The organism is Ectothiorhodospira variabilis, assembly GCF_022227625.1.
In the GTDB taxonomy this organism is placed as follows: domain Bacteria; phylum Pseudomonadota; class Gammaproteobacteria; order Ectothiorhodospirales; family Ectothiorhodospiraceae; genus Ectothiorhodospira; species Ectothiorhodospira haloalkaliphila.
The window spans coordinates 17,145-38,591 of record NZ_JAJNAO010000009.1; the positions used below are offsets into that span (position 1 = coordinate 17,145).

Here is a 21,447-nt window from a genome sequence, read left to right on the forward strand (position 1 = left end):
GCGGAGTCAATGGGCTGACGAATCCTTCCAGGCCATCAGAAGCAGGAGGATCAGCCCGCCATGGAAGAAAATGGAGACCAGGCCCAGATAGGACAGTTGCCAGACCATGGCAGCCGCGCCCGCCATGGACACAATGGCCAGGACATACCCCACCAGCAGAAAACGGGGCACCGGCCATAGCAGGCGCCAGGAAAGCAGCAGCAGGGCCACCAGTGTGATCACCCCCTTGAGCATGGCAAAACCGCGCAGCAGGCCCGAGGTGTCGGTCTCACCGGCCAGGTGGGCCGCAGGATCGCCCAGCGTCAATGCCGCGATCACCGCAGCCAGGGCAGCCAGCCAGGGCAGCAGGATGAGCGCGGGATTGTCCGGCGAGGGCAGGCGGGAGAGGGTCAGGGTCTTCATCATGGTCTCCTCGGTGGCAGGCAATGCGGGCCTTCCCTGGCCACAGGATGAAGACAGCGCGCCGATGGCGGTGGTTCCGGAAAGGATCAGCTGCCCCCTCCCGTGAAGGGAGAGGGGTTCGGCACGAGCTTAAAGGGCGAGCTTGTCGGCGACGAAGTCAGCGTCCTTGTCGCCACGCCCCGAGAGGTTGACCAGGATGCGCGTGCCGGGCTTTGCCTCGCGTGCGGCCTGCATGGCCCAGGCCAGGGCATGGGAGGATTCCAGGGCGGGGATGATGCCTTCAAAGCGGGAAAGATCCATGAAGGCCTTCAGGCAGGCCTCATCATCCATGGCATGGTACTCGGCCCGGCCAATATCCTTCAGGTAGCTGTGCTGAGGACCCACGGAGGGGTAGTCCAGGCCGGAGGCAATGGAATACACGGGCTGAGGCTGACCTTCATCGTCCTGCAGCATGTAGGAATGGAATCCGTGCATGGTGCCAGGTTTGCCATAGGTCAGCGTGGCAGCATGTTCACCCAGGCCAAGACCCCGACCGGAAGGCTCCACGCCCACCATCTTCACGTCCAGATCATGCAGGAAGGCCGTGAACAGCCCCATGGCATTGGAGCCGCCCCCGACGCAGGCCACCACGTAATCCGGGAGTTCCCCCTTCATGGCGAGAAACTGCTCGCGCGCCTCGCGCCCCACCACCGACTGGAAGTCCCGCACCATCATGGGGAAGGGATGGGGGCCAACCACGGAGCCAATGGCATAGAAGAAGTTGTCCGGGTCCTTCATGTATTCCTCGAAGGCGCTATCCACGGCATCCTTCAGGGTACGTGTGCCACGATCCACGCTGATCAGGGTGGCCCCGAGGATCTTCATCTTGACCACGTTGGGGTGTTCCTTGGCGATATCGATCTCACCCATGTGGATCTCGCAGGGCAGCCCCACCAGGGCACAGGCCGTGGCCATGGCCACACCGTGCTGTCCCGCCCCCGTCTCGGCGATCACCTTGGTCTTGCCCATGTGCTTGGCCAGCAGGGCCTCCCCAAGGGCATGGTTGATCTTGTGGGCGCCCGTATGATTCAGATCCTCCCGCTTGAGATAGATTTCGGCATGGCCACCACAGTGCTCACTCAGCCGCCGGGCCAGGTAGATGGGGCTGGGGCGACCGACGTAGTGGGTGTACAACTCGGCCAGTTCGTCCTGATAAGCCTGGGTCTCGCGGATGGCAAGATAGGCCTCGGCGATGGAATCCATGATGGCCTTCAACTGCGGGGGTACGGCCTGCCCCCCGTAGGGCCCGAAGTGCCCGTCACGATCGGGCATGGGCTGGTCAAGCAGGGCGTGGAGGTCGGTTTCCGGGGCTTTATTCATGGATCACAGCTCTCATTCACCAGATGACGAAACGGATAGTCGCAATGCTAAACCCCGGATAGGCCCCTGACCAGTCCTTTTCCACGGGATTCGCGGGGTTGGGTGTACGGATGTCTATGCTATGCTGCGGTGCCGTAGCGCTGTCATCACAGAGCCGTTCTCATGACCCATCACGGTCGCGTGCAACCCGAACACCCAACTGAAATCCAGCTGGATCCCGCTCAGGAACAGGCCCTGGCGCGCTTGCGACGCATCTCGGATGACCTGGAGGCGGCGCCCCGACCGAAGCGGCCCGGTCCGCTGGCCCGCCTGCTGGGGCGTGGTGATGTGCAAGAACCGGTGCGCGGCCTGTATCTATGGGGGGATGTGGGTCGTGGCAAGACCTACCTGGTGGATCGCTTCTTCGATGAACTGCCCATCGAGGACAAGACCCGGCTGCATTTTCACCGCTTCATGCAGAAGGTGCATGCCGAACTTGGCGGACTCAAGGACCAGAGCGACCCCATCGCCATTGTCGCCAAACGCATGGCCCGCGCCCGTCTGTTGTGCCTGGATGAGTTTTTCGTCTCCGACATCACTGATGCGGTCTTGCTGCACCGTCTGCTGGCGGGACTGATGGACAATGGCGTCTGCCTGGTGACCACTTCCAACCTGCCACCGGATGAGCTTTACAAGGATGGTCTGCAACGGGACCTGTTCCTGCCCGCCATCGGGCTGATCAAGAGAAACCTGGAGGTGTTCCATCTGGATGGGGATGTGGACTATCGGCTGCGCAGCCTGCAACAGGCCCGGATTTATCACACACCGTCTGACGAGGCGTCTCGCGAGCGACTGATCAGCACCTTCAACACCCTGGCCCCCGATGCGCCACACGATTGCCGCAATATCAAGGTGGAGGGTCGCAAGATCCCGGTTCAGCGCTGCGCCGACGGTGTGGTGTGGTTTCGCTTCGCCGATCTGTGCGAAGGGCCGCGCAGTCAGGTGGACTACGTGGAGATCGCCCGGGAGTTCCATTCGGTGCTGATCGCCGATGTGCCGGTCATGGACAACACCATGGACGATGCCGCCCGGCGATTCCTGGCGCTGGTGGATGAGTTCTACGACCGCAAGGTGAACCTCATCATCGCCGCCGAAGCGCGCCCCGAGGCGCTGTATCAGGGCCAGCGGCTACGCTTCGAGTACCAGCGCTGCGTGAGCCGGCTGCTGGAGATGCAATCCGAGGACTATCTGGCACAGCCTCACCGGCCTTGAAGGCATTCTGTTTTCAGCAGATCCGCGGCAGGGCCTCGCCGGCCAGCCATTCCACATGGCGCATCCCCCCATAGCGGGTCTTCAGGCGAACCAGCCCATGCGCGTCCTCCACCACCTGGCCGATGATGGCCGCCTCCCGGCCCAGCGGGTGATGATGCAGGGCAGCCAGCAAGGCCTGAGCCTGGTGTCCGGGACAGATGGCTACCAGTTTGCCCTCATTGGCCACATTGAGGGGGTCCAGGCCCAGTAGTTCGCAGGCGCCGGCCACGGCCTCCCGAACCGGTAGCTGCGCCTCCTCGATGATCATGCCCACGCCCGACTGCTGCGCCAGCTCGTACAGGCAGCAGGACAGCCCGCCCCGCGTAGGGTCCCGCAGGCAATGAATATCCGGCACGGCCGCCAGCATGGACGCCACCAATTCGTGCAAGGCAGCGGTATCCGATTCCAGGGTTGTCTGGAACTGCAGGTTTTCCCGCAGGGACAGGATGGCCACCCCATGATCCCCCAGGGTGCCGCTCACCAGGATGGCGTCCCCCGGGCGGGCACGGCTTCCGGCGATGTTCACGCCCTCGGAAACCCGGCCCAGCCCGGTGGTGGTGATATACACCCCATCCGCCTGCCCTCGCGGCACCACCTTGGTGTCCCCGGTCACCACGGGCACGCCCGCCTGCCGGGCCGCATCGGCCATGGAGCGGACGATGCGTTCCAGATCCGCCAGGGGAAACCCCTCCTCCAGGATGAAGGCGACCGACAGGGAGATGGGTTTGCCACCACTCATGGCCACGTCGTTCAGGGTGCCGTGCACGGCCAGGCTACCAATGTCGCCACCGGGGAAGAACAGTGGCGTGATCACGTGACTATCGGTAGCCATCACCAGGCGGCCCGGCGGGGAGTCCATTACGGCACAGTCATTGCCCTGGTTGAGCCAGGGATTGTCAAAGGCGCACCGAAACAGATCCTCAATCAACTGGCTCATGGCGCGCCCGCCACTGCCGTGGGCCAGGGTGATGGTGTTCTCAGCCATATCGATAGGCCGCCGCGCAAGCCCCCTCCGAGGACACCATGCACGCGCCCAGCGGACTCTCCGGAGTGCAGCCACGACCAAACACCCGACACGCCCGGGGCTCCATCTGCCCACGCAGGACGGCAGCGCACTGACAAGCGGGATGATCCTCCACCGGGACCACCTGCACGGGAAAGCGCCGCTCGGCATCCAGATCCGCAAAGTCATCTGCAATACCCAGGGCGCTGTGCGGCAATCGCCCCAAGCCCCGCCATGCAAAGCTGGGCCGGGGCAGGAACACCTGGTCCATCAGTGCACGGGCCTTGGGATTCCCCTGAGGAGACACCACCCGAGTGTACTGGTTTTCCACCTCGCACCGACCCGCATGGGTCTGACGTACCAGCATGAGCACCGCCTGCAGCACATCCAGGGGCTCGAACCCGGCCACCACCAGAGGCGTTTGCAGTTCATGAGCCACGAAGGTGTAGGGTTCCAGGCCGATGATGGCCGATACATGTGATGGACCGATCACGCCATTCACCCGCGCTGGCGCACTCTCCTGATCGCCGCTCAGCACGGCGCGCATCGCAGGGGGTGTCAGCACATGGTTGCAGCAGGCAGAGAAATTGCCCAGGGCCTCATCACGGGCCTGCAACAGTGCCACTGCCGTGGCCGGGGCCGTGGTCTCGAAACCGATGGCGAAAAAGACCACCTGTCGATCCGGATGGTCCCGGGCCACCTGCAGGGCATCGGTGGTGGCATACACCATGCGCACATCCGCTCCCTGGGCTCGAGCCCGAAGCAAGGTGTGGCCACCGGAGCCGGGCACTCTCAGGGTATCGGCATAGGTGCACAGGATCACCTCCGGGCGTTGCGCCAGGGCGATGGCCAGATCCACGCGTTCGCCAGGGAGCACGCAGACCGGGCACCCCGGACCATGAACAAACTGCAGATTTTCCGGCAACAGACCGGCCAGGGCGTCCCGGGCGATGGCGTGGGTATGGCCGCCGCAGAACTCCATGAATCGATAATACCGGGCCGCATCCACCTCCCGGGCGATGGCCGCCGCCATCTGCCGCACGGCTCCGGCGTCCCGGTATTCACTCAGATGCTTCACCGCCAACCACCCCGGTCGGGAGATCACAGCACCACAGGCCCCACACCAGGGCAAGACGATCGCCGGCGTATATCAGGGGAATGCGTTCCCGTTCCCATGGGGGGATGCCTGCCTCCTGGAAGAGTTTCTTGAGGATTCGGGTCTGTCCGCGCAGACGGCATGTTTCGCCTCCCCGGCGCAGGTGCACCGTCAGCGGCCATGCAAGGCGGGTAGGGTCCAGTTCATGCAGGCGGGCCATTTCCTCTACCGATAGGGTCATCCCCAGTTCGGGCAGGTGAAGTTCCGTCGTGCCATCCCATGACCATACCCGCCCAGGGTCCACCGGCGGCAATGGCGCCATGGCATGGAGACTGTCCCGATACCCGCGCACCTCTGCCCCGGGCCAGCTCACCCGCAGCCGGGTATCGGGACTGGCATCCCGAATCTGGCGCAACAGGGATTCCAGGCGATTCTGGTTCGGTACCGGCAACCCCTTCTCCTGCAACCAGCCTCTCACGGCGTTGCGTTGCCGGGGCCGGCGCAGGGCACGGATCGCCGGAATCGACAAGGTGCCTGCCACCTCCCCTCGCAGGTCCTGCAGGTCTTCCCGGGCGCGCTCCGCCAGAAGCTCCTGGGCCTCCGCCTGCAGGCCCGCGGCTCGGGCCAGTGTGGTATCCAGGGCCGGCCAACGCTGACGCAGCTGGGGCATCACCTCATGGCGCAGAAGATTGCGGTCCAGCCCCAGGTCGGTATTACTGTCGTCTTCCACCCAGACCAGGTCATGCTGGTGGGCATGGGCCTCGAGAACGGAGCGATCCATGTCCAGCAAAGGCCGACCGTGCCAGCCTGAACCATAGGGCTGCCAGCGGGGCATGGCCGAGAGCCCGGCAGGGCCGGCGCCACGCAGGAGTTGAAGGAGCAGGGTTTCCGCCTGATCGCGGCGGTGATGGGCGGTCAGCAGGGCGTCACCGGGGGCCATCCGGTCGGCCAGTGCCTCATAGCGTGCCCGGCGGGCGGCTGCCTCGGGGCTCTGGCCCCGCCGGGGCCGGGCATCCACGTTCACCACTTCCAGTGGCACCTCCAGGGCATCACAGAGCACCTGGCACTGTCGGGCCCACTCATCCGCACGGGCATGAAGACCATGATGCACGTGCACCGCCCGCAAGCCAGGGGAGCCTGGCGGAGCGTCCAGTTGCGCCAGCCCGTGCAACAAGGCCACGGAATCGAGCCCCCCGCTCAGCCCCACCAACCACCGTCGTGCCGGCGGCAGACGTTCCAGGGCCTGGACGAGGTCCTTGAGCACGGAAGCTTACTCCTTGACCTGTCCGTACTTCATGATGCGCTGATAACGACGCTCCACCAGTTCATCCACATCCATGCACTGCAACTCGTCCAGGGTCTCCTGGAGATTCGCCTTCAAGGTCTGGCACATGGCGTCCGGATTCCGGTGTGCCCCTCCCAGCGGCTCATTGATCACCTCGTCGATCAGTCCCAGTTCCTTGAGCCGGGTGGAGATGATGCCCATGGCCTCGGCGGCTTCGGCAGCCTTTTCAGCGCTCTTCCAGAGGATGGAAGCGCAGCCCTCGGGCGAGATCACCGAGTAGGTGCTGTATTGCAGCATCTGAACCTTGTCACCCACCCCCACGGCCAGGGCGCCACCGGACCCACCCTCGCCCACCACGGTGCAGACGATGGGCGTGCGCAGTTCCGACATTTCCATGAGGTTACGGGCAATGGCCTCGCTCTGACCTCGTTCCTCGGCCCCTACGCCGGGGTAGGCACCGGGGGTATCGATGAAGGTGATCACCGGCAGTGAAAACCGCTCCGCCATCTGCATCAGGCGCAGGGCCTTGCGGTAACCCTCGGGGCGCGGCATGCCAAAATTGCGGAATATCTTCTCCTTGGTGTCACGGCCCTTCTGGTGGCCGATGACCATCACGGGCCGATCCCCCAGGCGCCCGATGCCGCCCACAATCGCCGGATCATCGGCAAAGGCGCGATCCCCATGGAGTTCCTCGAAGTCCGTGAGCATGTGCTGCACGTAATCCAGGGTGTAGGGCCGTCGCGGATGACGGGCCAGCTGGGCAATCTGCCAGGCCGTGAGCTTGGAGAAGATCGACTCGGTGAGGCTCTTGCACTTGGCCTCCAGACGGGCGATCTCATCCTGGATGTTCACTTCCGCATCATCACCCACGAACCGGAGCTCTTCGATCTTGGCTTCCAGTTCGGCGATAGGCTGCTCAAATTCAAGGAAATCCGGGTTCATTCGATGACTTGTCGGTTGGTGTGGGAAAGGGGCATTGTACACGCGGGGAACTGACTCGTCTCAAGTGCATCGCAGCATCTTGATCTCACCGGTAGACAATCCGCACTGACTCCTCCCCCAGCAGCTCTCGCAGGCGATGAATCAGTTCCTCACTGGGGCGCACCTGCCAGCGGGCCCCCAGCCGAAAGCGGGCACTGGCCTGGTCGTTGCAGTAACTCAGGTAGATGGGGCATGGTCCCTCGCTGAACGGTTCCAGATGCGAGTGCAACCCCTCCAGAAGCCCCGGGCTGGCCTTGCCGTTCACGGCCAGTTCCACCCGTTTGGCAAACTGTTCTCGCGCCTGGTCCAGATCCATGATCTGGCGACAGCGCATGCGCACATTGCCACTGAACTCGTCGACGCCGGCACTGCCCTCCACCACCAGCAGGCGATCCTTGACCAGCAGGCTCTGGTAGCGCCGGTAATCGTCCCCGAACAGTCCGACCTCCACCCGCCCGCTGCGGTCATCCAGGGTGAGAAAGGCCATGCGTCCGGAGTTGCCGTTGCGGGTGCGGATGGCCACCACCAGACCGGCGACAATCACGGTCTGCTCCCGCTGCCGGCCCCGAGCGTAACCGCCGCCCTCGCCATTGCCACTCCCATTGCTGCCGCCGTTTCCAGGGGCGCTATCGGCCAGGTCGCTGAGCAGATCGGCGATGCGCTTACCGGTGATCTGCGCCAGTTCGGCCTCATAGCGGATGATGGGATGCCCCGTGAGGTACAGGCCCAGGGTTTCCTTTTCCGCCAGCAGGCGACTCTCTTCGTCCCATTCCGGCCATTGCTCGGTCGCCGTCACCTCCGGTGTCGGGGCGACCAGATCCCCGAACAGGTCCTCCTGCCCCATGCTCTGATCCCGCAGGTATTGCTCGGCGCGGGACAGCGCCTGGGGCAGTGTGTGCATCAGCGTGGCCCGATTGGGGCCGATGGAATCCAGGGCGCCAGCGCGGATCAGGGCCTCCAGGGTGCGCCGGTTGATCTTCTGGGAGTCGGCGCGCATGCACAGGTCATCCAGGCTGCTGAACGACCCGCCCTGGTTACGACTGTCCAGGATCACCTGAATGGCCGATTCACCTACGCCCTTGATGGCGCCCAGCCCGTAAACGATGGTGCGCGCATCGCGCACGGTGAACTCGTAGCTGGAGGCATTCACGTCCGGCGGGATCACCTCCAGATTCATGGAACGACACTCGTCGATGAGATTCACGATCTTGTCGGTGTGATCCATGTCGGCGGAGAGCACCGCCGCCATGAAGGCCGCCGGATAATGGCATTTGAGCCAGGCAGTCTGGTAGGAGAGCAGCGCATAGGCCGCCGAGTGGGATTTGTTGAATCCGTAACCGGCGAACTTCTCCATGAGGTCGAAGATGTAGGTGGCGGTGTCCGCCTCCACCCCTTGCTCCACGGCGCCCTTCTGGAAGATCTCCCGCTGCTTGGCCATCTCCTCGGGCTTTTTCTTGCCCATGGCTCGACGCAGCAGGTCAGCGCCGCCCAGGCTATAGCCAGCCAGCACCTGGGCGATCTGCATCACCTGTTCCTGGTAGAGGATCACCCCATGGGTGGGCTTGAGGATGGGCTCCAGGGCCGGGTGGGGGTATTCCACCTTGGCCCGGCCGTGCTTGCGGTTGATGTAGTCATCCACCATGCCCGATTGCAGCGGGCCAGGGCGGTAGAGGGCCACCAGCGCGATGATGTCTTCAAAATCATCGGGTTCCAGGCGCTTGATGAGATCCTTCATGCCCCGGGATTCCAGCTGGAAGACCGCTGTGGTCTCCTGGCGCTTGAGCAGGCTGAAGGTATCCGGGTCCTCCAGGGAGACATCGTTGATGTCCAGCAGATCCTCGCCGTTTTCCCTGCGCCGGGCATTGATGTTGTGCACCGCCCAATCGATGATCGTCAGGGTGCGCAGGCCCAGGAAGTCGAACTTCACCAGACCAATGGCCTCCACATCGTCCTTGTCGAAGTGGGTGACCACCCCCTGCCCGCCCGGCTCGCAGAACAGGGGCGAGAAGTCCGTGAGCGTGGTGGGGGCGATGACCACGCCGCCAGCGTGCTTGCCGGCATTGCGAGCCACCCCTTCCAGTTTCAGGGCCAGGTCGATGAGATCGCGTACTTCCTCGTCATCCTGGTAACTCTGACGCAGGTCCTCCTCCTGCTCCAGGGCCTTGTCCAGGGTCATGCCGATCTCCATGGGGATCTGCTTGGCGATCCGGTCCACAAAGCCATAGGGATGTCCCAGGACCCTGCCGACGTCGCGCACCACCGCCTTGGCCGCCATGGTGCCGTAGGTGATGATCTGCGAGACCTTTTCCCGACCATAACGACGGGCCACGTACTCGATGACGCTGTCCCGCTTCTCCATGCAGAAGTCCACATCGAAGTCGGGCATGGACACCCGCTCCGGATTCAGAAAACGCTCAAAGAGAAGCTCATAACGTATTGGATCCAGGTCGGTAATCTTCAGGGCATAGGCCACCAGGGAGCCCGCCCCGGAGCCACGCCCCGGGCCCACCGGCACGCCGTTGTCCTTGGCCCACTGGATGAAATCCGCCACGATCAGGAAGTAGCCGGGGAACCCCATCTGGCAGATCACGTCCAGCTCCACCTCCAGACGGTCCTTGTAGGTCTGGATGCGGGCCTCCCGATCCGGATCATCCTCGGCCACCAGACGGACCAGGCGCTGCTCCAGCCCCTTGCGGGACTCACTGCGAAAATACTCGTCGGTGGTCATCCCGTCAGGGATGGGGAACTGGGGTAGATAGTTTTCCCCCAGGGTCAGCGTGAGGTTGCAGCGCCTGGCGATCTCCACTGTATTTTCAAGGGCTTCCGGCACATCACTGAAGAGCTCTGCCATCTCTTCCGGGGTGCGCAGATACTGCTGCCGACTGTACAGACGTGGCCGTCTCGGATCGTCCAGCACCCGGCCATCGTGGATGCACACACGGGCCTCATGGGCGTCGAAATCCTCGGCCTTGAGGAAGCGCACATCGTTGGTGGCCACCACCGGCAGGCCACGGGTGGCAGCCAGTTCCACCGCCGCGTGCAGGTAATCCTCCTCGCCCTCTCGCCCGGTGCGGACCAGTTCCAGGTAGAAGCGCCCCGGAAAAAGCCCTGCCCAGTGATCGCACAGGGGCGGGGCCATGTCCGGCTGGCTGGACAGCAGGGCGCGACCCACTTCCCCCTCGCGCGCGCCGGACAGGGCGATCAATCCGCGACAGGTCTCCGGGGTGAACCAGTCTCGCTCCAGGATGGGAGCACCGCTTTGCTGGCCTTCCTGATAACCCCGGCTGATCAGGCGCGTGAGGTTTCCATAGCCTTCGTTGTCCTGGCAGAGCAGGACCAGACGCGTGGGTGGCTCTCCAGGCTGCGGTGCCGTCACCCAGGCATCGGCGCCAATGAGGGGCTTCACCCCGGCCTTGAGCGCGGCCTTGTAGAACTTGACCATGCCAAAGAGGTTGTTCTGGTCCGTGACCGCACAGGCCGGCATGCCGTTGGCCCGCGCGGTATCCACCAGGGCACCGACGCGCACCAGGCCGTCCACCAGGGAGAATTCGGAATGCAGATGGAGATGAACGAAACTGGGTGTCATGGGTGCCGTGGGGCTGCTGGGTCGAGCTGGACAGTCGTGGAGTATAAGGCCAGAGGGGGGCCCTTGATCCAGCCTTGCGGCCAGGGAGGCTCAGCGCATCCCGGCTTCCCGGACGGGAGCGAAACTGCGGCGATGGCATGGACTGGGGCCCAGCCTGAACAGGGCATCCCGATGGGCCCGCGTGGGGTAGCCCTTGTGGGTGGCCAGCCCGTAACCGGGATGGATCTGATCCAGGTCGGCCATCAGGGCATCCCGGTGAACCTTGGCAATGATGGAGGCAGCGCTGATGCAGGGGGCGCGGCCATCCCCCTTCACCACCGGGTAGGCGGCACAGTTGAGTTCAGGGCAGCGATTTCCGTCCACCAGTGCGATGGCTGGCGGTCGCGTCAGCGTGGCCACAGCCCGCCGCATGGCCTCGAGAGTGGCGCGCAGGATGTTCATCTCGTCGATCTCCCCCGGCGTGCAAAGGGCCAGGGACCAGGCGAGGGATCGCTCACGAATCAGCACCGCCAGCGCCTCGCGGCGGGCCGGTGTCAGGGACTTGGAGTCCATCAACCCGGCAATGGGGCGGGCAGGATCCAGGATCACGGCGGCAGCCACCACCGGGCCGGCCAGGGGGCCGCGCCCCACCTCATCCACGCCGGCCACGTCGTTTTGTGCCAGCAATCGGGTCAGTTCCGCTTCCGTCACCACAAGGCCCTCACGATCCATTAAAATGATGCCATCAACAATCAATTAAGCAGGTCAGCCAAGGCAAAGCCAGCCCCACGGGCATCAGCGGCATGGATGCATGGCCAAGCGGCCCGGCGCCCCACGACGGTGTATCCTGGCACCCCACGACTGGCCGTTCCACACGCACCGTCCCGGAAAATCCCTGGAAAACCGAACCCTGGAAAACCCATGACTCCAACCCGATGCGCCGTCATCGGCGTCGGCTATCTCGGCAAGTTTCACGCCCAGAAGTACGCCGCCTTTTCCCACGCCGATCTGGTCGCCGTGGCCGATACTGACGCCGAGGCGGTCGCCCGGGTGGCGGCGGACTGCGACTGTCGCGGGGTGACCGATTACCGGGAGCTGCTCGGTGAGGTGGACGCGGTGAGCATCGCCGTGCCCACCACCCTGCACTATCAGGTGGCGCGGGACTTCCTGGAGCGAGGTACTCATGTACTGGTGGAGAAGCCCATCACCAGCACCGTGGAAGAGGCGGCGGAGCTGAACCGCATCGCCCGCGAGCACAATGCCATCCTGCAGGTGGGGCATCTGGAACGATTCAACGCCGCCCTGCTGGATCTGGCCGACCAGCGCTGCCCCCCCCTGTTCATCGAATCTCACCGGCTGGCCCCCTTCAAGCCCCGGGCCACCGACGTGAACGTGGTACTGGACCTGATGATCCACGATATCGACATCATCCTGGACATGGTGCGCTCACCGGTAAAATCCGTGGCCGCCAGTGGCGCCAAGGTGCTATCCGAGGCGCTGGACATCGCCAATGCCCGTATTGAATTCGAAAATGGCTGTGTGGCCAATGTCACCTCCAGCCGGGTGAGCCTGAAGAGCGAGCGCAAGATGCGCATCTTTCAGAAGAACGCTTATGTCTCTGTGGATTTCCAGAATCGCGGCCTGTCCATCCACCGCCTGGGTGAGCGAGAGATGTTCCCCGGCATACCGGAAGTGACCACCGAAACCAGCATCTTCGAGGAAGGCGATGCCCTGAAGACCGAGATTGCCGCGTTCCTGGAAGCCGTGCGGAACGGTGGGCCGGTGATTGTCTCCGGCGAGGATGGGCAACGCGCCCTGGAAACGGCCATTCGCATCACCGAGCAGGTGCGCCACGGCGCCCATGTGCTGGGCGAGGACTGCTGAGCCCCTCGCCCGATCGTCCCAACACCCGATTCGTTTGCAGAAGGACCCCACCATGATCCCCATGGTCGATCTCAAGACCCAATACCAGCATCTCAAGAGCGACATCGACGCCGCCGTGCAGGGTGTGCTCGACAGCACCCATTTCATCCTGGGCCCCAATGTTCAGACTCTGGAGCAGGAGCTGGCCGATTATCTGGGCGTCGAGCACGCCATCACCTGTGCCTCGGGCACCGACGCCCTGCATCTGGCCCTCAGGGCTGCCGGCATCGGGCCTGGAGACGAGGTGATCACCCCTGCCTTCACCTTCATTGCCACCGCCGAGGCCATCCGTTACGTGGGTGCCACACCGGTATTCGTGGATATCGATCCCCACAGCTTCAATATTGATGTGGAGCAGGTGCGTGGGGCCATCAATGACAAGACACGCGCCATCATGCCGGTGCACCTGTTCGGCCAGCCCGCCGACCTGGACGCCCTGAAACAGCTCTGTCGGCAACACGACCTGATGCTGCTGGAAGACTGCGCCCAATCCTTTGGCGCCCGGGTGGGCGTTCAACAAACCGGGGCTGCGGGCGATTTCGGCTGCTTCAGCTTCTTCCCCAGCAAGAATCTGGGGTGTTACGGAGACGGCGGCCTGGTGACCACCCGTGACGCGGCCCATGCGGCCATGCTGCGCAATCTGCGCAACCATGGCAGCGACGTGCGCTATCACCATGACCGCATCGGCTACAACAGCCGCCTGGACGAGATCCAGGCGGCCATCCTGCGGGTGAAACTGCCCCATATTGACGACTACAACTTCAGCCGCCGGCGGGTCGCCCATCGCTACAACGAACTGCTGGCCGGTACCGGCGTGTCCACGCCCTTTGAAGACGGTCTGGGCACCCATGTGTTCCACCAGTACACGATCCTCAGCGATCAGCGGGATGTCATCATGAAGGCCCTGCAGGCCGAACAGATCGCCTGCGCCATCTACTATCCCATCCCCCTGCACCGTCAGAAGGCCTTTGCCGACACCACCGCCGGAGTGAACCTGCCGGTGACCGATTCGGTGGCCGCGCGCTGCCTGTCCCTGCCCATCTATCCGGAGTTGCCCGATGCATCCATCGAGCGCATCACCCAGGTCATCCGGGGCGCCCTTGACTGAGGCCGGCCAACCCCTGCACGTGATGGTGGTGGCCGGGGAAGCCTCCGGTGACCAGCATGCGGCCGCCATGGTCCGCGCCCTGGAGGACCTGAGCCCGGGCAACCGCTACACGGGCATGGGCTGCAATGCCCTGCGTGAGGCCGGCGTGGAACTGGTGGTTGACGCGCGCCGCCTCGCGGTAGTGGGCCTGTGGGAGGTGATCGCCCAGTACCGGGAGATCCGCCGTGCCCTGAACATCCTCAAGGAACGCCTGCACAGCGATCCGCCGGACCTGCTGGTACTGGTGGACTATGTGGAATTCAACCTGCGCCTGGCCCGGGCAGCCAAGGCGCAGGGCATCCGCGTGCTGTTTTATGTCAGCCCGCAGATCTGGGCCTGGCGACCCCACCGGGTGAAGCGCATTGGCCGCGTCATCGACGCCATGGCCGTGCTGTTCCCCTTCGAGGTGGAGGTCTACCGGCGTTACGGGATCCCCGTGCGCTACGTGGGCAACCCGCTGGTGGACAGTGTCAAACCCTCGGGGAGTCGCCAGGAGATCATGACCTCTCTAGGACTGGACCCCCAGCGGCCGGTGATCGGTCTGTTACCGGGCAGCCGTTCCGGTGAACTGCGACGCCACCTGCCCATCATCATGGAGACCTGCCGCTGGCTAAGGGCACGCCACCCGGACATTCAGTGGGTGATGCCCCTGGCACCGGGGGTGGATATCCAGTCCGACATCACACCCCACGTGGATGCCTCGCTGGGCATTCATCAGGTGATCGGCCAGGCCCATGACGTGATGTCGGTGAGCCGGGCCCTGATCATCGCCTCGGGCACGGCAACCCTGGAGGCCGCCCTGCTCAAGACCCCCATGGCCATCATCTATCGCGTCTCGCCCATCACTCATGCCATCCTCAAGCGCATGATCCTCATCCGGGACATCGGCCTGGCCAATATCGTCGCCGAAAAACGTGTGGTGAGGGAGTTCGTGCAGGATGAAGCCAATGCCGAGCAGATCGGTATGGAAGTGGAGAGACTGCTCATGGATGAAGCGTATCATGGGGAGGTGGTGGCCTCTCTGGCCGAGATTCGCGAACGTCTGGGCGAAGGCGGAGGCTCGGACAAGGTGGCCCGCATGGCCCTGGAATTGATACGGGAAGGCACGCTGAAGGAAACGTGAATCACGCCGCCTGCCCGGTGCCCACAACCGTGAGGACAGCAACGCCTTGAAGATGCACATCCACCTGCTGGACCCGCGTCGCTACTGGCTCCTGGTGGTGTTCATCATCCTGGGCTATGGCTTCTGGGTGAGCCCGCATTTCAAGGAGATTGCCGCCGGCGTGGCCCTGTTCCTGTTCGGGATGATCTCCCTGGAAAAGGGCTTCAAGGCCTTCACCGGCGGCGCCCTGGAGCGGGTGTTGCGCCGTTCCACCAACCGGCTGTGGAAAAGCATCGCCTTCGGCATCGGCTCCACCACGCTGATGCAGTCCAGCACCCTGGTCTCCCTGATCACCATCTCCTTCGTCAGCGCCGAGATGATCACGCTGGCGGCGGGGATCGGCATCATCATGGGCGCCAACCTGGGCACCACCACCGGGGCCTGGCTCATCGCCGGGCTGGGGCTTCGGGTGGACATCGCCGGTTATGCGATGCCCGCCCTGGTGTTTGGCGTGGTCATGCTGCTGCAGCGCTCCAAGCTGGTGAAGGGCCTGGGGTACCTGGCCCTGGGTGTGGGGTTCCTGTTCCTGGGCATCCATTACATGAAGGAGGGTTTCGAGGCCTTCCAGCAGGCCTTCGAACTTTCGGCCTACGAGGTGCCCGGTCTTTGGGGTGTGCTGCTGTTCACCGGAATCGGTGTGCTCATCACGGTGATCATGCAGTCCAGCCACGCCACCCTGCTGGTGATCATTGCCGCCCTGGCCGCCGGCCAGATCACTTACGATGCGGCCCTGGCACTGGCCATCGGCGCCAATCTGGGCAGCGCCGTCACCACCGCCATCGGCGGCATGACCGCCAACCTGGGCGGCAAGCGCCTGGCCATGGCCCATGTGATCTTCAACATCATGACCGCTGCGGTGGCCATTGCCCTGATCGAACAGATGGGCTGGGTGGTGGATCAGCTCAGCGTGCTCATGGGGATCCAGGACGATCTTCTGCTCAAGCTGGCGCTGTTCCACACGCTGTTCAACCTGCTCGGGGTATTGCTGCTGGCCCCCTTCATCAAGCAACTGGAATGGGCGCTGCTGCGCTATGTTCAATTCACCCCCAAGTCCCGGGCGCAACCGCTTTACCTGTACCCGGGGGCCCTGGAAACGCCGGCCAGTGCCCTCACCGCACTGCGCAAGGAGGTGGGGCACTTATATGACAATGCCCACGACCTGATCGCCCACGGTGTGAGTCTGCGGCGCTCCGTGATCGCCTCGGACGACTCCCTGACGGAGGCGGTGAAGAAGACCCACCGGATCATCCCGCTGGACGTGGATGATGTGTACGAGCACAAGGTGAAGAGCCTGCATAACGAGGTCATCGCCTTTGCCAGCGAGATCCAGGGCAGGGAGTTGTCCGAATACGCCATCAATCAGGTCTACGCCCTGCAGCAGGCCAGCCGGGACATCGTTGAGGCCGTGAAGGCCACAAAGCACCTGCACAAGAATCTGTCACGCTACGGGCTGTCCTCCAACGTGCCGGTGCGGGAGGGTTATGACGACATCCGCCTGCGCATTGCCCGGGTGCTGCGGGAGATACGGCAATTGCGGCAGCAGGACCCCGAAACTGTCACAAGCCTGTCACTGGACTCCCTTAGGCTATCCATGGAGAAATCCGGTCGCCGATTCACCTCGGATATCAACCGGATGGTCCGTAGCCGGCGATTATCCCCCGCCATTGCCACATCGATGCTGAACGATGAAAAGTATGCCTCTGAGGTGTGTGAAAACCTCCTGGAGGCGGCACAGGCACTGCTCCAGACCGGTACACTGGCTGAGCAGGCCGCGGAGGGGGCGCTGGCGCTGGACGCGAGCGACATCGAGCGGATGGCCAGTGCTGAACCTGACTCACCCCAACCGGATCATACCCATGGCGACGAAAAAACTGCTCGCTAAGCTGGGCAGGTTCCTGGATGCTGACCGAGCCTCGCAGCGTAAGGAGATTGACTCCATCCGCAAGGTGCTCAAGAAGCTCAAGCACAAGGAGCGAGACCTGCGCGAGAAGCTGCCCAAGGCTCCCGCGGGCGAGGAGCGTGACGAGATCGCCGCCAAGCTGGAGGTGATCTACGCGCAGCGACGCAAGGGCCTGGATCGGGTGAAGGAACTGCGCGGCGTCGACAAACCCGAGAAAGGAGAGGGTAAGGCCGAGGACCAGATCAAGGACTCGTAACCGCCGATACAGGGACAATCCGGTGGATACTCAGGCAAAATAGGGCAATCCCCCAAAGGGGAAAATACTCAAGATGCCCACCGGAGTCTGGCCTTGAACGAAAAGCGCAAAAAAAGGAGCTTCTGGAGCCGCTGGCTTCCCCACGTGCTGTTCTGGTGCACCCTGCTCAGTCTCATGGGGTCGCTAGTCTTCCTGGGCCGGGCGGCCCTGTTCTCCCTGAGCCTTTTTATCGTCCTGTTCCCCATCACCCTGATCGTGATGCTGGTCCGCTGGTGGCCTTCGCGCCCCTGCCAGTCGCTGCCCAATAGTCGACGGTGGAAACGGCGACTGAATTTCGTATCCGCTGGGGTGCTGGTGGCCGCCGCCATCAACGTGTTCGCAGGGCTGAACTTCTTCGGCACGCCCTTGGGCACCACTCTGCTGGTTGCGGGTACGCTGCTATTGCCGGCTGCCATGGTGGCTGCCCTGGTGTCCTTCTCCCTGAGTCGTGACGAGGTCACCGAGGACCTCCTGGAACCTGACGAGGATATCCTGTTCCGCGCCGACACCCACTGGGCCATCTTTTTGCCGCCCATCCAGCTCCTCACCCTCTGCATCCTGCTGGTGTTGGGTCCGTTTGGCCTTGGGGGTGAAGTGGTTGCCGCCGTGGTGTATGTGGTGATCGTACCAGGGGTCATGGCCCGCGCGCTGGCCATCTTCCTCAATACCGAGGTGTCCGTCACCGACCGACGATTGATCACGGTGACAGGCACACTGTTTCGGAGGAAGCGCACGCTGGAACTTGACCACATCCGGGCTGCCGGACTGTCTCAGGGCCGGCTGGGCCGACTCCTGGGCTATGGCAAGGTGGGCATCATCGGTCGCGACGGTGGCAGCATCAAGCTGCCCGGGATCGCCGATCCCATGAGCCTGCGGGACATGCTGGACCCGACCCACACCACTGCCCCCAGCATCTGAACACGCCCTGCAGCGAGGAGGTCACACCGTGAAAGTGGAAGTAACCGTTGAACTGGACGTTAACCTGAGCAAGGTGAAACTGGCTGACGTCAAGAGCCTCGCTGAGCGCCTGATTGCTCCCAATCAGGTGGAGGCGGTGGAAAGCGTGCGCATTCTGGATGTGCGCCTCAAGGACAAGGATTCCGGATCAGGGGGCGGGCAATAGCAGGGGCTCAACCCCGTCCCTGATTCCTCAGCCCTCGCCGCGACGACCGGAACGGATGATGCCGCGAGGGCTGTTCTGGATGAAGTCCACGAAGGCGGCCACCTCCGGATGAGCCTGGACAAGAGGAGCCACGGCCTCAAGCCCCTGGGACCGATCCCGGCCCCGAACCAGCAGCTTGAAGGCCCGATGCAGGGCGCGCACCGCCTCAGGTGATACACCACGCCGCTTCAGGCCCACCTTGTTGATACCCACCGCCCGGGCATAGTTGCCGCTGGCCAGGCAGTAAGGCGGCAGATCCCGGTTCAGGGCGGCCCCCATGCTGGTGAAGGCCTGAGTGCCCACCCGGCAGAACTGATGCACTAGGGTAAAGCCACCCAGGATCGCCCGATCCCCCACATGGCAGTGGCCTGCCAACGAGGCGGCATTGGAGAACACCACGTGATCGCCCACCTCGCAGTCATGGGCAATGTGCACATAGGCCATGATGAGGTTGTCCGACCCCACCCGGGTGCAGCCTCCACCCTTCGGGGTGCCGCGGCTCAAGGTAGTGAATTCGCGGATGATATTACGATCACCGATCACCAGGCGGGTTGGCTCACCCCGATAGCCGATGTCCTGAGGTGCTTCCCCCAGAGAGGCAAACTGGAATACCTGGCAATCCTCGCCCAGGGTGGTGTCCCCGTTGATCACCACATGGGGACCGATCCAGGTGCCTCGACCGATCTTCACGTCGGGCCCTATGATGGAAAAGGCGCCAATGCTGACGCCCTCTTCTATCCGCGCGCCGGGGTCCACAACGGCACGGGAGTCAATCATGATTCCACGTCCTTGCCCGCACACATGAGTGTGGCCGTGGCAACCACCTTGCTATCCACCTTGGCCTCTGCCTCAAAACGCCAGATGCCACGCACGGTACGCACATGCTTCACGTACAGGTGCAGCTGATCCCCAGGCTCCACCTGGCGACGGAAACGGGCTTCGTCGATGCCCACAAACAGATAGAGCTGCTGCTTGTCACCGGACTCGCCGCTGTGTTCCTGAGTCTTGAAGGCGAGCAGACCGGTGGTCTGAGCCAGGGCCTCCAGGATGAGCACACCGGGCATCACCGGACGAATCGGAAAGTGCCCCTGGAAATAAGGCTCGTTGAAAGAGACATTCTTGATGGCATTCATGTAATCACCGGGTTGATAGTCCAGCACCCGGTCCACCATCAGGAAAGGAAAACGGTGCGGCAGATAGCGCAGCACCTCATGTATGGTCATTTGATCCACATTATTGTCCTGTTCTTATCCGAGAAAAACCGCATCGCGGCGATGAAAGGCCTCAGCGACGCTGCCTGCCATTCGGATCGCCCCCCTGCTCCAGCCCTCTCACCCTGCGAAAAAGCTCCCCCAGCCGCCGCAGATGAGCCAGGCTTCGATTCCATTCCCGGGCGGGTGCCTGAGGCATGCCGGAAGAATAGACCCCGGGTGCCCGTATGGAATGCGTCACCAGCGTCATGGCGGTCACGGTGACATCGTCCGCGATCTCCAGGTGCCCCAGTATACCTGCACCACCACCGATGCCGCAGCGCCGGCCAATACGCGCACTGCCAGCAATGCCCACGCAACCGGCCACGGCGGTGTGCGCCCCGATGACGACGTTGTGCGCCACCTGGATGAGGTTATCCAGCTTGACCCCATCCTCGATGATCGTGTCATCCAGGGCACCCCGGTCAATGGTGGTGTTGGCGCCCACTTCCACATCGTCACCGACCAGCACACTGCCCACCTGCGGGACTCTGAGCCAGGCTTCCCCCTGCCGGGCGAAACCAAAGCCATCCGCGCCGATGACCGCCCCCGGTTGCACCAGGTTGCGTCTTCCCAGCCGCACTCGGGGGCCCAGGGTCACTCGCGCCACCAGTCGCGAACCCTCGCCCACCTGGCATCCTTGCTGGAGTATGCATCCCGGCCCCAGGATCACCCCCGGCCCCACATGGCAATCAGCCTCCACCACGCACTGCGGGCCCACCTCGGCCGTGGGATGCACCTGGGCCCGATCGCTGACACAGGCGCTGCGGGCAATGCCGGGCAAGGCCACGGGATCCGGATGAAGACATCGTGCGGCCCGTGCATAGGCCACATGGGGCTGCTGGCACACCAGGGCCGGCACGGGGCAATGGGGCAGGTGTTCGGGGGAGAGGATCACTGCACCGGCGCGAGTGCGGATGAGTGCGTCCTGATAACGACGATGGGTCATGAAGGCCAACTGGCCCGAACCAGCCCGTTCCAGGGGGGCCAGCGAATGCATTCGCGTACCCGGCTCACCCCCCTGCAGTTCGGCACCCAGAGACTCTGCGAGCTCGCCAAGCGTGATGACGGTCCCCGTCATCCCCATCAACCACCGTTCCGATGCTGCCGGCGCAACTCGTCCAGCACCTTGCTGGTGATATCGATACGATCGCTGGCAAACAGGACGGTGCGTTCGGTCACTACGAGATCCACGCCCTGCTCTTTCGCGATCTCCAGGATCACGTTGTGCACCAGTCGCTGCAGACGGGCCAGTTCATCATTGCGGCGAACGTTCAGGTCTTCCTGAAACATGTCCTGGGATCGCTTGAACTCTCGGGAGCGGTTGCGAAATTCCCGCTCCAGTTCAAGACGCTCTTCTGAACCCATGATGTCCGTATCCCGCTCCAGGCGCTGCTGCAAGCGACGCAATGCGTCACGCTCGGCCACCAGTTCCGCATCCCGGGGGGCGAATTCTTCCTCCAGGGCACTCAGTGAGGCTTCCGCCTGGGGCGACTGATCCATGACACGATTGATGTTCACAAAGGCAATGGAACCTGCCCCCAGCGCGAGCCCGGGCATGATCAGCACCAGGACCAGCACCAGCCCGGTGATGATTCGCGACATATGACTCTTCAAACCCTTTCTC

General features: G+C 63.6%; 20 protein-coding genes. 8 read left to right on the plus strand and 12 right to left on the minus strand.

Features of this window, described 5'->3' with window-relative positions; translation table 11 throughout:
- Positions 1–6: 6 nt before the first annotated feature.
- Both LPW30_RS10205 and trpB read right to left on the minus strand, forming a co-directional pair.
- Positions 7–405, minus strand: a complete 399-nt coding sequence (locus tag LPW30_RS10205) for a hypothetical protein (RefSeq protein WP_128571865.1) — start codon at positions 403–405, stop codon at positions 7–9.
- A gap of 126 nt (positions 406–531) precedes the next feature.
- Entirely contained in the window at positions 532–1,761 is a 1,230-nt protein-coding gene (gene trpB / locus LPW30_RS10210; protein WP_238624571.1) for a tryptophan synthase subunit beta, read from the minus strand.
- 162 nt (positions 1,762–1,923) lie between these two features.
- Here trpB and zapE point away from each other — a divergent pair, with 162 nt between their 5' ends.
- Positions 1,924–3,012: a cell division protein ZapE gene (zapE, locus tag LPW30_RS10215; RefSeq protein ID WP_239680790.1), complete on the plus strand. Its 1,089-nt coding sequence runs from the start codon at positions 1,924–1,926 to the stop codon at positions 3,010–3,012.
- 13 nt (positions 3,013–3,025) lie between these two features.
- Here zapE and hypE read toward each other — a convergent pair whose 3' ends face one another.
- From hypE to rnhB, 6 genes are all read right to left on the minus strand, one after another.
- Positions 3,026–4,036: a hydrogenase expression/formation protein HypE gene (gene hypE, locus LPW30_RS10220; RefSeq protein WP_025281094.1), complete on the minus strand. Its 1,011-nt coding sequence runs from the start codon at positions 4,034–4,036 to the stop codon at positions 3,026–3,028.
- Positions 4,029–5,132 (minus strand): hydrogenase formation protein HypD, encoded by a 1,104-nt coding sequence (hypD, locus tag LPW30_RS10225; protein WP_025281093.1) that lies wholly within the window; start codon positions 5,130–5,132, stop codon positions 4,029–4,031. The genes hypE and hypD overlap by 8 nt, the downstream gene beginning before the upstream one ends.
- Positions 5,116–6,414 carry a tRNA lysidine(34) synthetase TilS gene (gene tilS / locus LPW30_RS10230; RefSeq protein ID WP_025281092.1) on the minus strand — a complete coding sequence of 433 codons (1,299 nt, stop codon included), beginning with the start codon at positions 6,412–6,414 and terminating at the stop codon, positions 5,116–5,118. The genes hypD and tilS overlap by 17 nt, the downstream gene beginning before the upstream one ends.
- Before the next feature lie 6 nt (positions 6,415–6,420).
- Positions 6,421–7,377 carry an acetyl-CoA carboxylase carboxyl transferase subunit alpha gene (gene accA / locus LPW30_RS10235; protein ID WP_025281091.1) on the minus strand — a complete coding sequence of 319 codons (957 nt, stop codon included), beginning with the start codon at positions 7,375–7,377 and terminating at the stop codon, positions 6,421–6,423.
- 85 nt (positions 7,378–7,462) lie between these two features.
- A complete protein-coding gene (gene dnaE / locus LPW30_RS10240; protein WP_239680791.1) occupies positions 7,463–11,002 on the minus strand; it encodes a DNA polymerase III subunit alpha in 3,540 nt (1,179 codons plus the stop codon).
- Between the two features lie 90 nt (positions 11,003–11,092).
- Positions 11,093–11,713, minus strand: a complete 621-nt coding sequence (gene rnhB, locus LPW30_RS10245; protein WP_239680792.1) for a ribonuclease HII — start codon at positions 11,711–11,713, stop codon at positions 11,093–11,095.
- 189 nt (positions 11,714–11,902) lie between these two features.
- Between rnhB and LPW30_RS10250 the strand changes: the two genes are divergently transcribed.
- From LPW30_RS10250 to LPW30_RS10280, 7 genes are all read left to right on the plus strand, one after another.
- Positions 11,903–12,865: a Gfo/Idh/MocA family protein gene (locus LPW30_RS10250; RefSeq protein WP_026623411.1), complete on the plus strand. Its 963-nt coding sequence runs from the start codon at positions 11,903–11,905 to the stop codon at positions 12,863–12,865.
- Between the two features lie 52 nt (positions 12,866–12,917).
- On the plus strand, positions 12,918–14,012 hold the full coding sequence (locus tag LPW30_RS10255) for a DegT/DnrJ/EryC1/StrS family aminotransferase (protein WP_239680793.1): 1,095 nt from the start codon (positions 12,918–12,920) through the stop codon (positions 14,010–14,012).
- Positions 14,005–15,174: a lipid-A-disaccharide synthase gene (gene lpxB / locus LPW30_RS10260; protein WP_274520650.1), complete on the plus strand. Its 1,170-nt coding sequence runs from the start codon at positions 14,005–14,007 to the stop codon at positions 15,172–15,174. The genes LPW30_RS10255 and lpxB overlap by 8 nt, the downstream gene beginning before the upstream one ends.
- A 52-nt stretch (positions 15,175–15,226) precedes the next feature.
- Positions 15,227–17,095, plus strand: coding sequence for a Na/Pi cotransporter family protein (locus LPW30_RS10265; protein WP_239680844.1), 1,869 nt, complete (start codon positions 15,227–15,229; stop codon positions 17,093–17,095).
- Positions 17,070–17,369 carry a hypothetical protein gene (locus LPW30_RS10270; protein ID WP_025281085.1) on the plus strand — a complete coding sequence of 100 codons (300 nt, stop codon included), beginning with the start codon at positions 17,070–17,072 and terminating at the stop codon, positions 17,367–17,369. The genes LPW30_RS10265 and LPW30_RS10270 overlap by 26 nt, the downstream gene beginning before the upstream one ends.
- Before the next feature lie 93 nt (positions 17,370–17,462).
- Positions 17,463–18,326, plus strand: coding sequence for a PH domain-containing protein (locus LPW30_RS10275; protein ID WP_238624563.1), 864 nt, complete (start codon positions 17,463–17,465; stop codon positions 18,324–18,326).
- Positions 18,327–18,354: 28 nt separating this feature from the next.
- Complete coding sequence (locus LPW30_RS10280) at positions 18,355–18,531, plus strand: hypothetical protein (RefSeq protein ID WP_156946774.1); 177 nt, start codon at positions 18,355–18,357, stop codon at positions 18,529–18,531.
- A gap of 27 nt (positions 18,532–18,558) precedes the next feature.
- On the opposite strand, the gene lpxA is transcribed toward LPW30_RS10280, so the two are convergent.
- From lpxA to LPW30_RS10300, 4 genes are all read right to left on the minus strand, one after another.
- Positions 18,559–19,347, minus strand: coding sequence for an acyl-ACP--UDP-N-acetylglucosamine O-acyltransferase (lpxA, locus tag LPW30_RS10285; protein WP_025281083.1), 789 nt, complete (start codon positions 19,345–19,347; stop codon positions 18,559–18,561).
- The gene (gene fabZ, locus LPW30_RS10290) at positions 19,344–19,793 is read right to left on the minus strand and encodes a 3-hydroxyacyl-ACP dehydratase FabZ (protein ID WP_239680794.1); all 450 of its coding nucleotides are present in this window, start codon (positions 19,791–19,793) and stop codon (positions 19,344–19,346) included. The genes lpxA and fabZ overlap by 4 nt, the downstream gene beginning before the upstream one ends.
- A gap of 61 nt (positions 19,794–19,854) precedes the next feature.
- Positions 19,855–20,901 (minus strand): UDP-3-O-(3-hydroxymyristoyl)glucosamine N-acyltransferase, encoded by a 1,047-nt coding sequence (lpxD, locus tag LPW30_RS10295; protein WP_239680795.1) that lies wholly within the window; start codon positions 20,899–20,901, stop codon positions 19,855–19,857.
- Positions 20,902–20,906: 5 nt separating this feature from the next.
- Complete coding sequence (locus LPW30_RS10300; protein WP_025281080.1) at positions 20,907–21,425, minus strand: OmpH/Skp family outer membrane protein; 519 nt, start codon at positions 21,423–21,425, stop codon at positions 20,907–20,909.
- Between the last annotated feature and the right edge of the window lie 22 nt (positions 21,426–21,447).

What these genes read in the sequence shown, in the direction of transcription:
- LPW30_RS10205 (WP_128571865.1), bottom strand. Translation starts at nt 405, where the DNA reads ATGATGAAGACCCTGACCCTCTCCCGCCTGCCCTCGCCGGACAATCCC.
- trpB (WP_238624571.1), bottom strand. Translation starts at nt 1,761, where the DNA reads ATGAATAAAGCCCCGGAAACCGACCTCCACGCCCTGCTTGACCAGCCC.
- zapE (WP_239680790.1), top strand. Translation starts at nt 1,924, where the DNA reads ATGACCCATCACGGTCGCGTGCAACCCGAACACCCAACTGAAATCCAG.
- hypE (WP_025281094.1), bottom strand. Translation starts at nt 4,036, where the DNA reads ATGGCTGAGAACACCATCACCCTGGCCCACGGCAGTGGCGGGCGCGCC.
- accA (WP_025281091.1), bottom strand. Translation starts at nt 7,377, where the DNA reads ATGAACCCGGATTTCCTTGAATTTGAGCAGCCTATCGCCGAACTGGAA.
- dnaE (WP_239680791.1), bottom strand. Translation starts at nt 11,002, where the DNA reads ATGACACCCAGTTTCGTTCATCTCCATCTGCATTCCGAATTCTCCCTG.
- rnhB (WP_239680792.1), bottom strand. Translation starts at nt 11,713, where the DNA reads ATGGATCGTGAGGGCCTTGTGGTGACGGAAGCGGAACTGACCCGATTG.
- LPW30_RS10250 (WP_026623411.1), top strand. Translation starts at nt 11,903, where the DNA reads ATGACTCCAACCCGATGCGCCGTCATCGGCGTCGGCTATCTCGGCAAG.
- LPW30_RS10255 (WP_239680793.1), top strand. Translation starts at nt 12,918, where the DNA reads ATGATCCCCATGGTCGATCTCAAGACCCAATACCAGCATCTCAAGAGC.
- LPW30_RS10265 (WP_239680844.1), top strand. Translation starts at nt 15,227, where the DNA reads ATGCACATCCACCTGCTGGACCCGCGTCGCTACTGGCTCCTGGTGGTG.
- LPW30_RS10270 (WP_025281085.1), top strand. Translation starts at nt 17,070, where the DNA reads ATGGCGACGAAAAAACTGCTCGCTAAGCTGGGCAGGTTCCTGGATGCT.
- lpxA (WP_025281083.1), bottom strand. Translation starts at nt 19,347, where the DNA reads ATGATTGACTCCCGTGCCGTTGTGGACCCCGGCGCGCGGATAGAAGAG.
- fabZ (WP_239680794.1), bottom strand. Translation starts at nt 19,793, where the DNA reads ATGACCATACATGAGGTGCTGCGCTATCTGCCGCACCGTTTTCCTTTC.
- lpxD (WP_239680795.1), bottom strand. Translation starts at nt 20,901, where the DNA reads ATGACGGGGACCGTCATCACGCTTGGCGAGCTCGCAGAGTCTCTGGGT.
- LPW30_RS10300 (WP_025281080.1), bottom strand. Translation starts at nt 21,425, where the DNA reads ATGTCGCGAATCATCACCGGGCTGGTGCTGGTCCTGGTGCTGATCATG.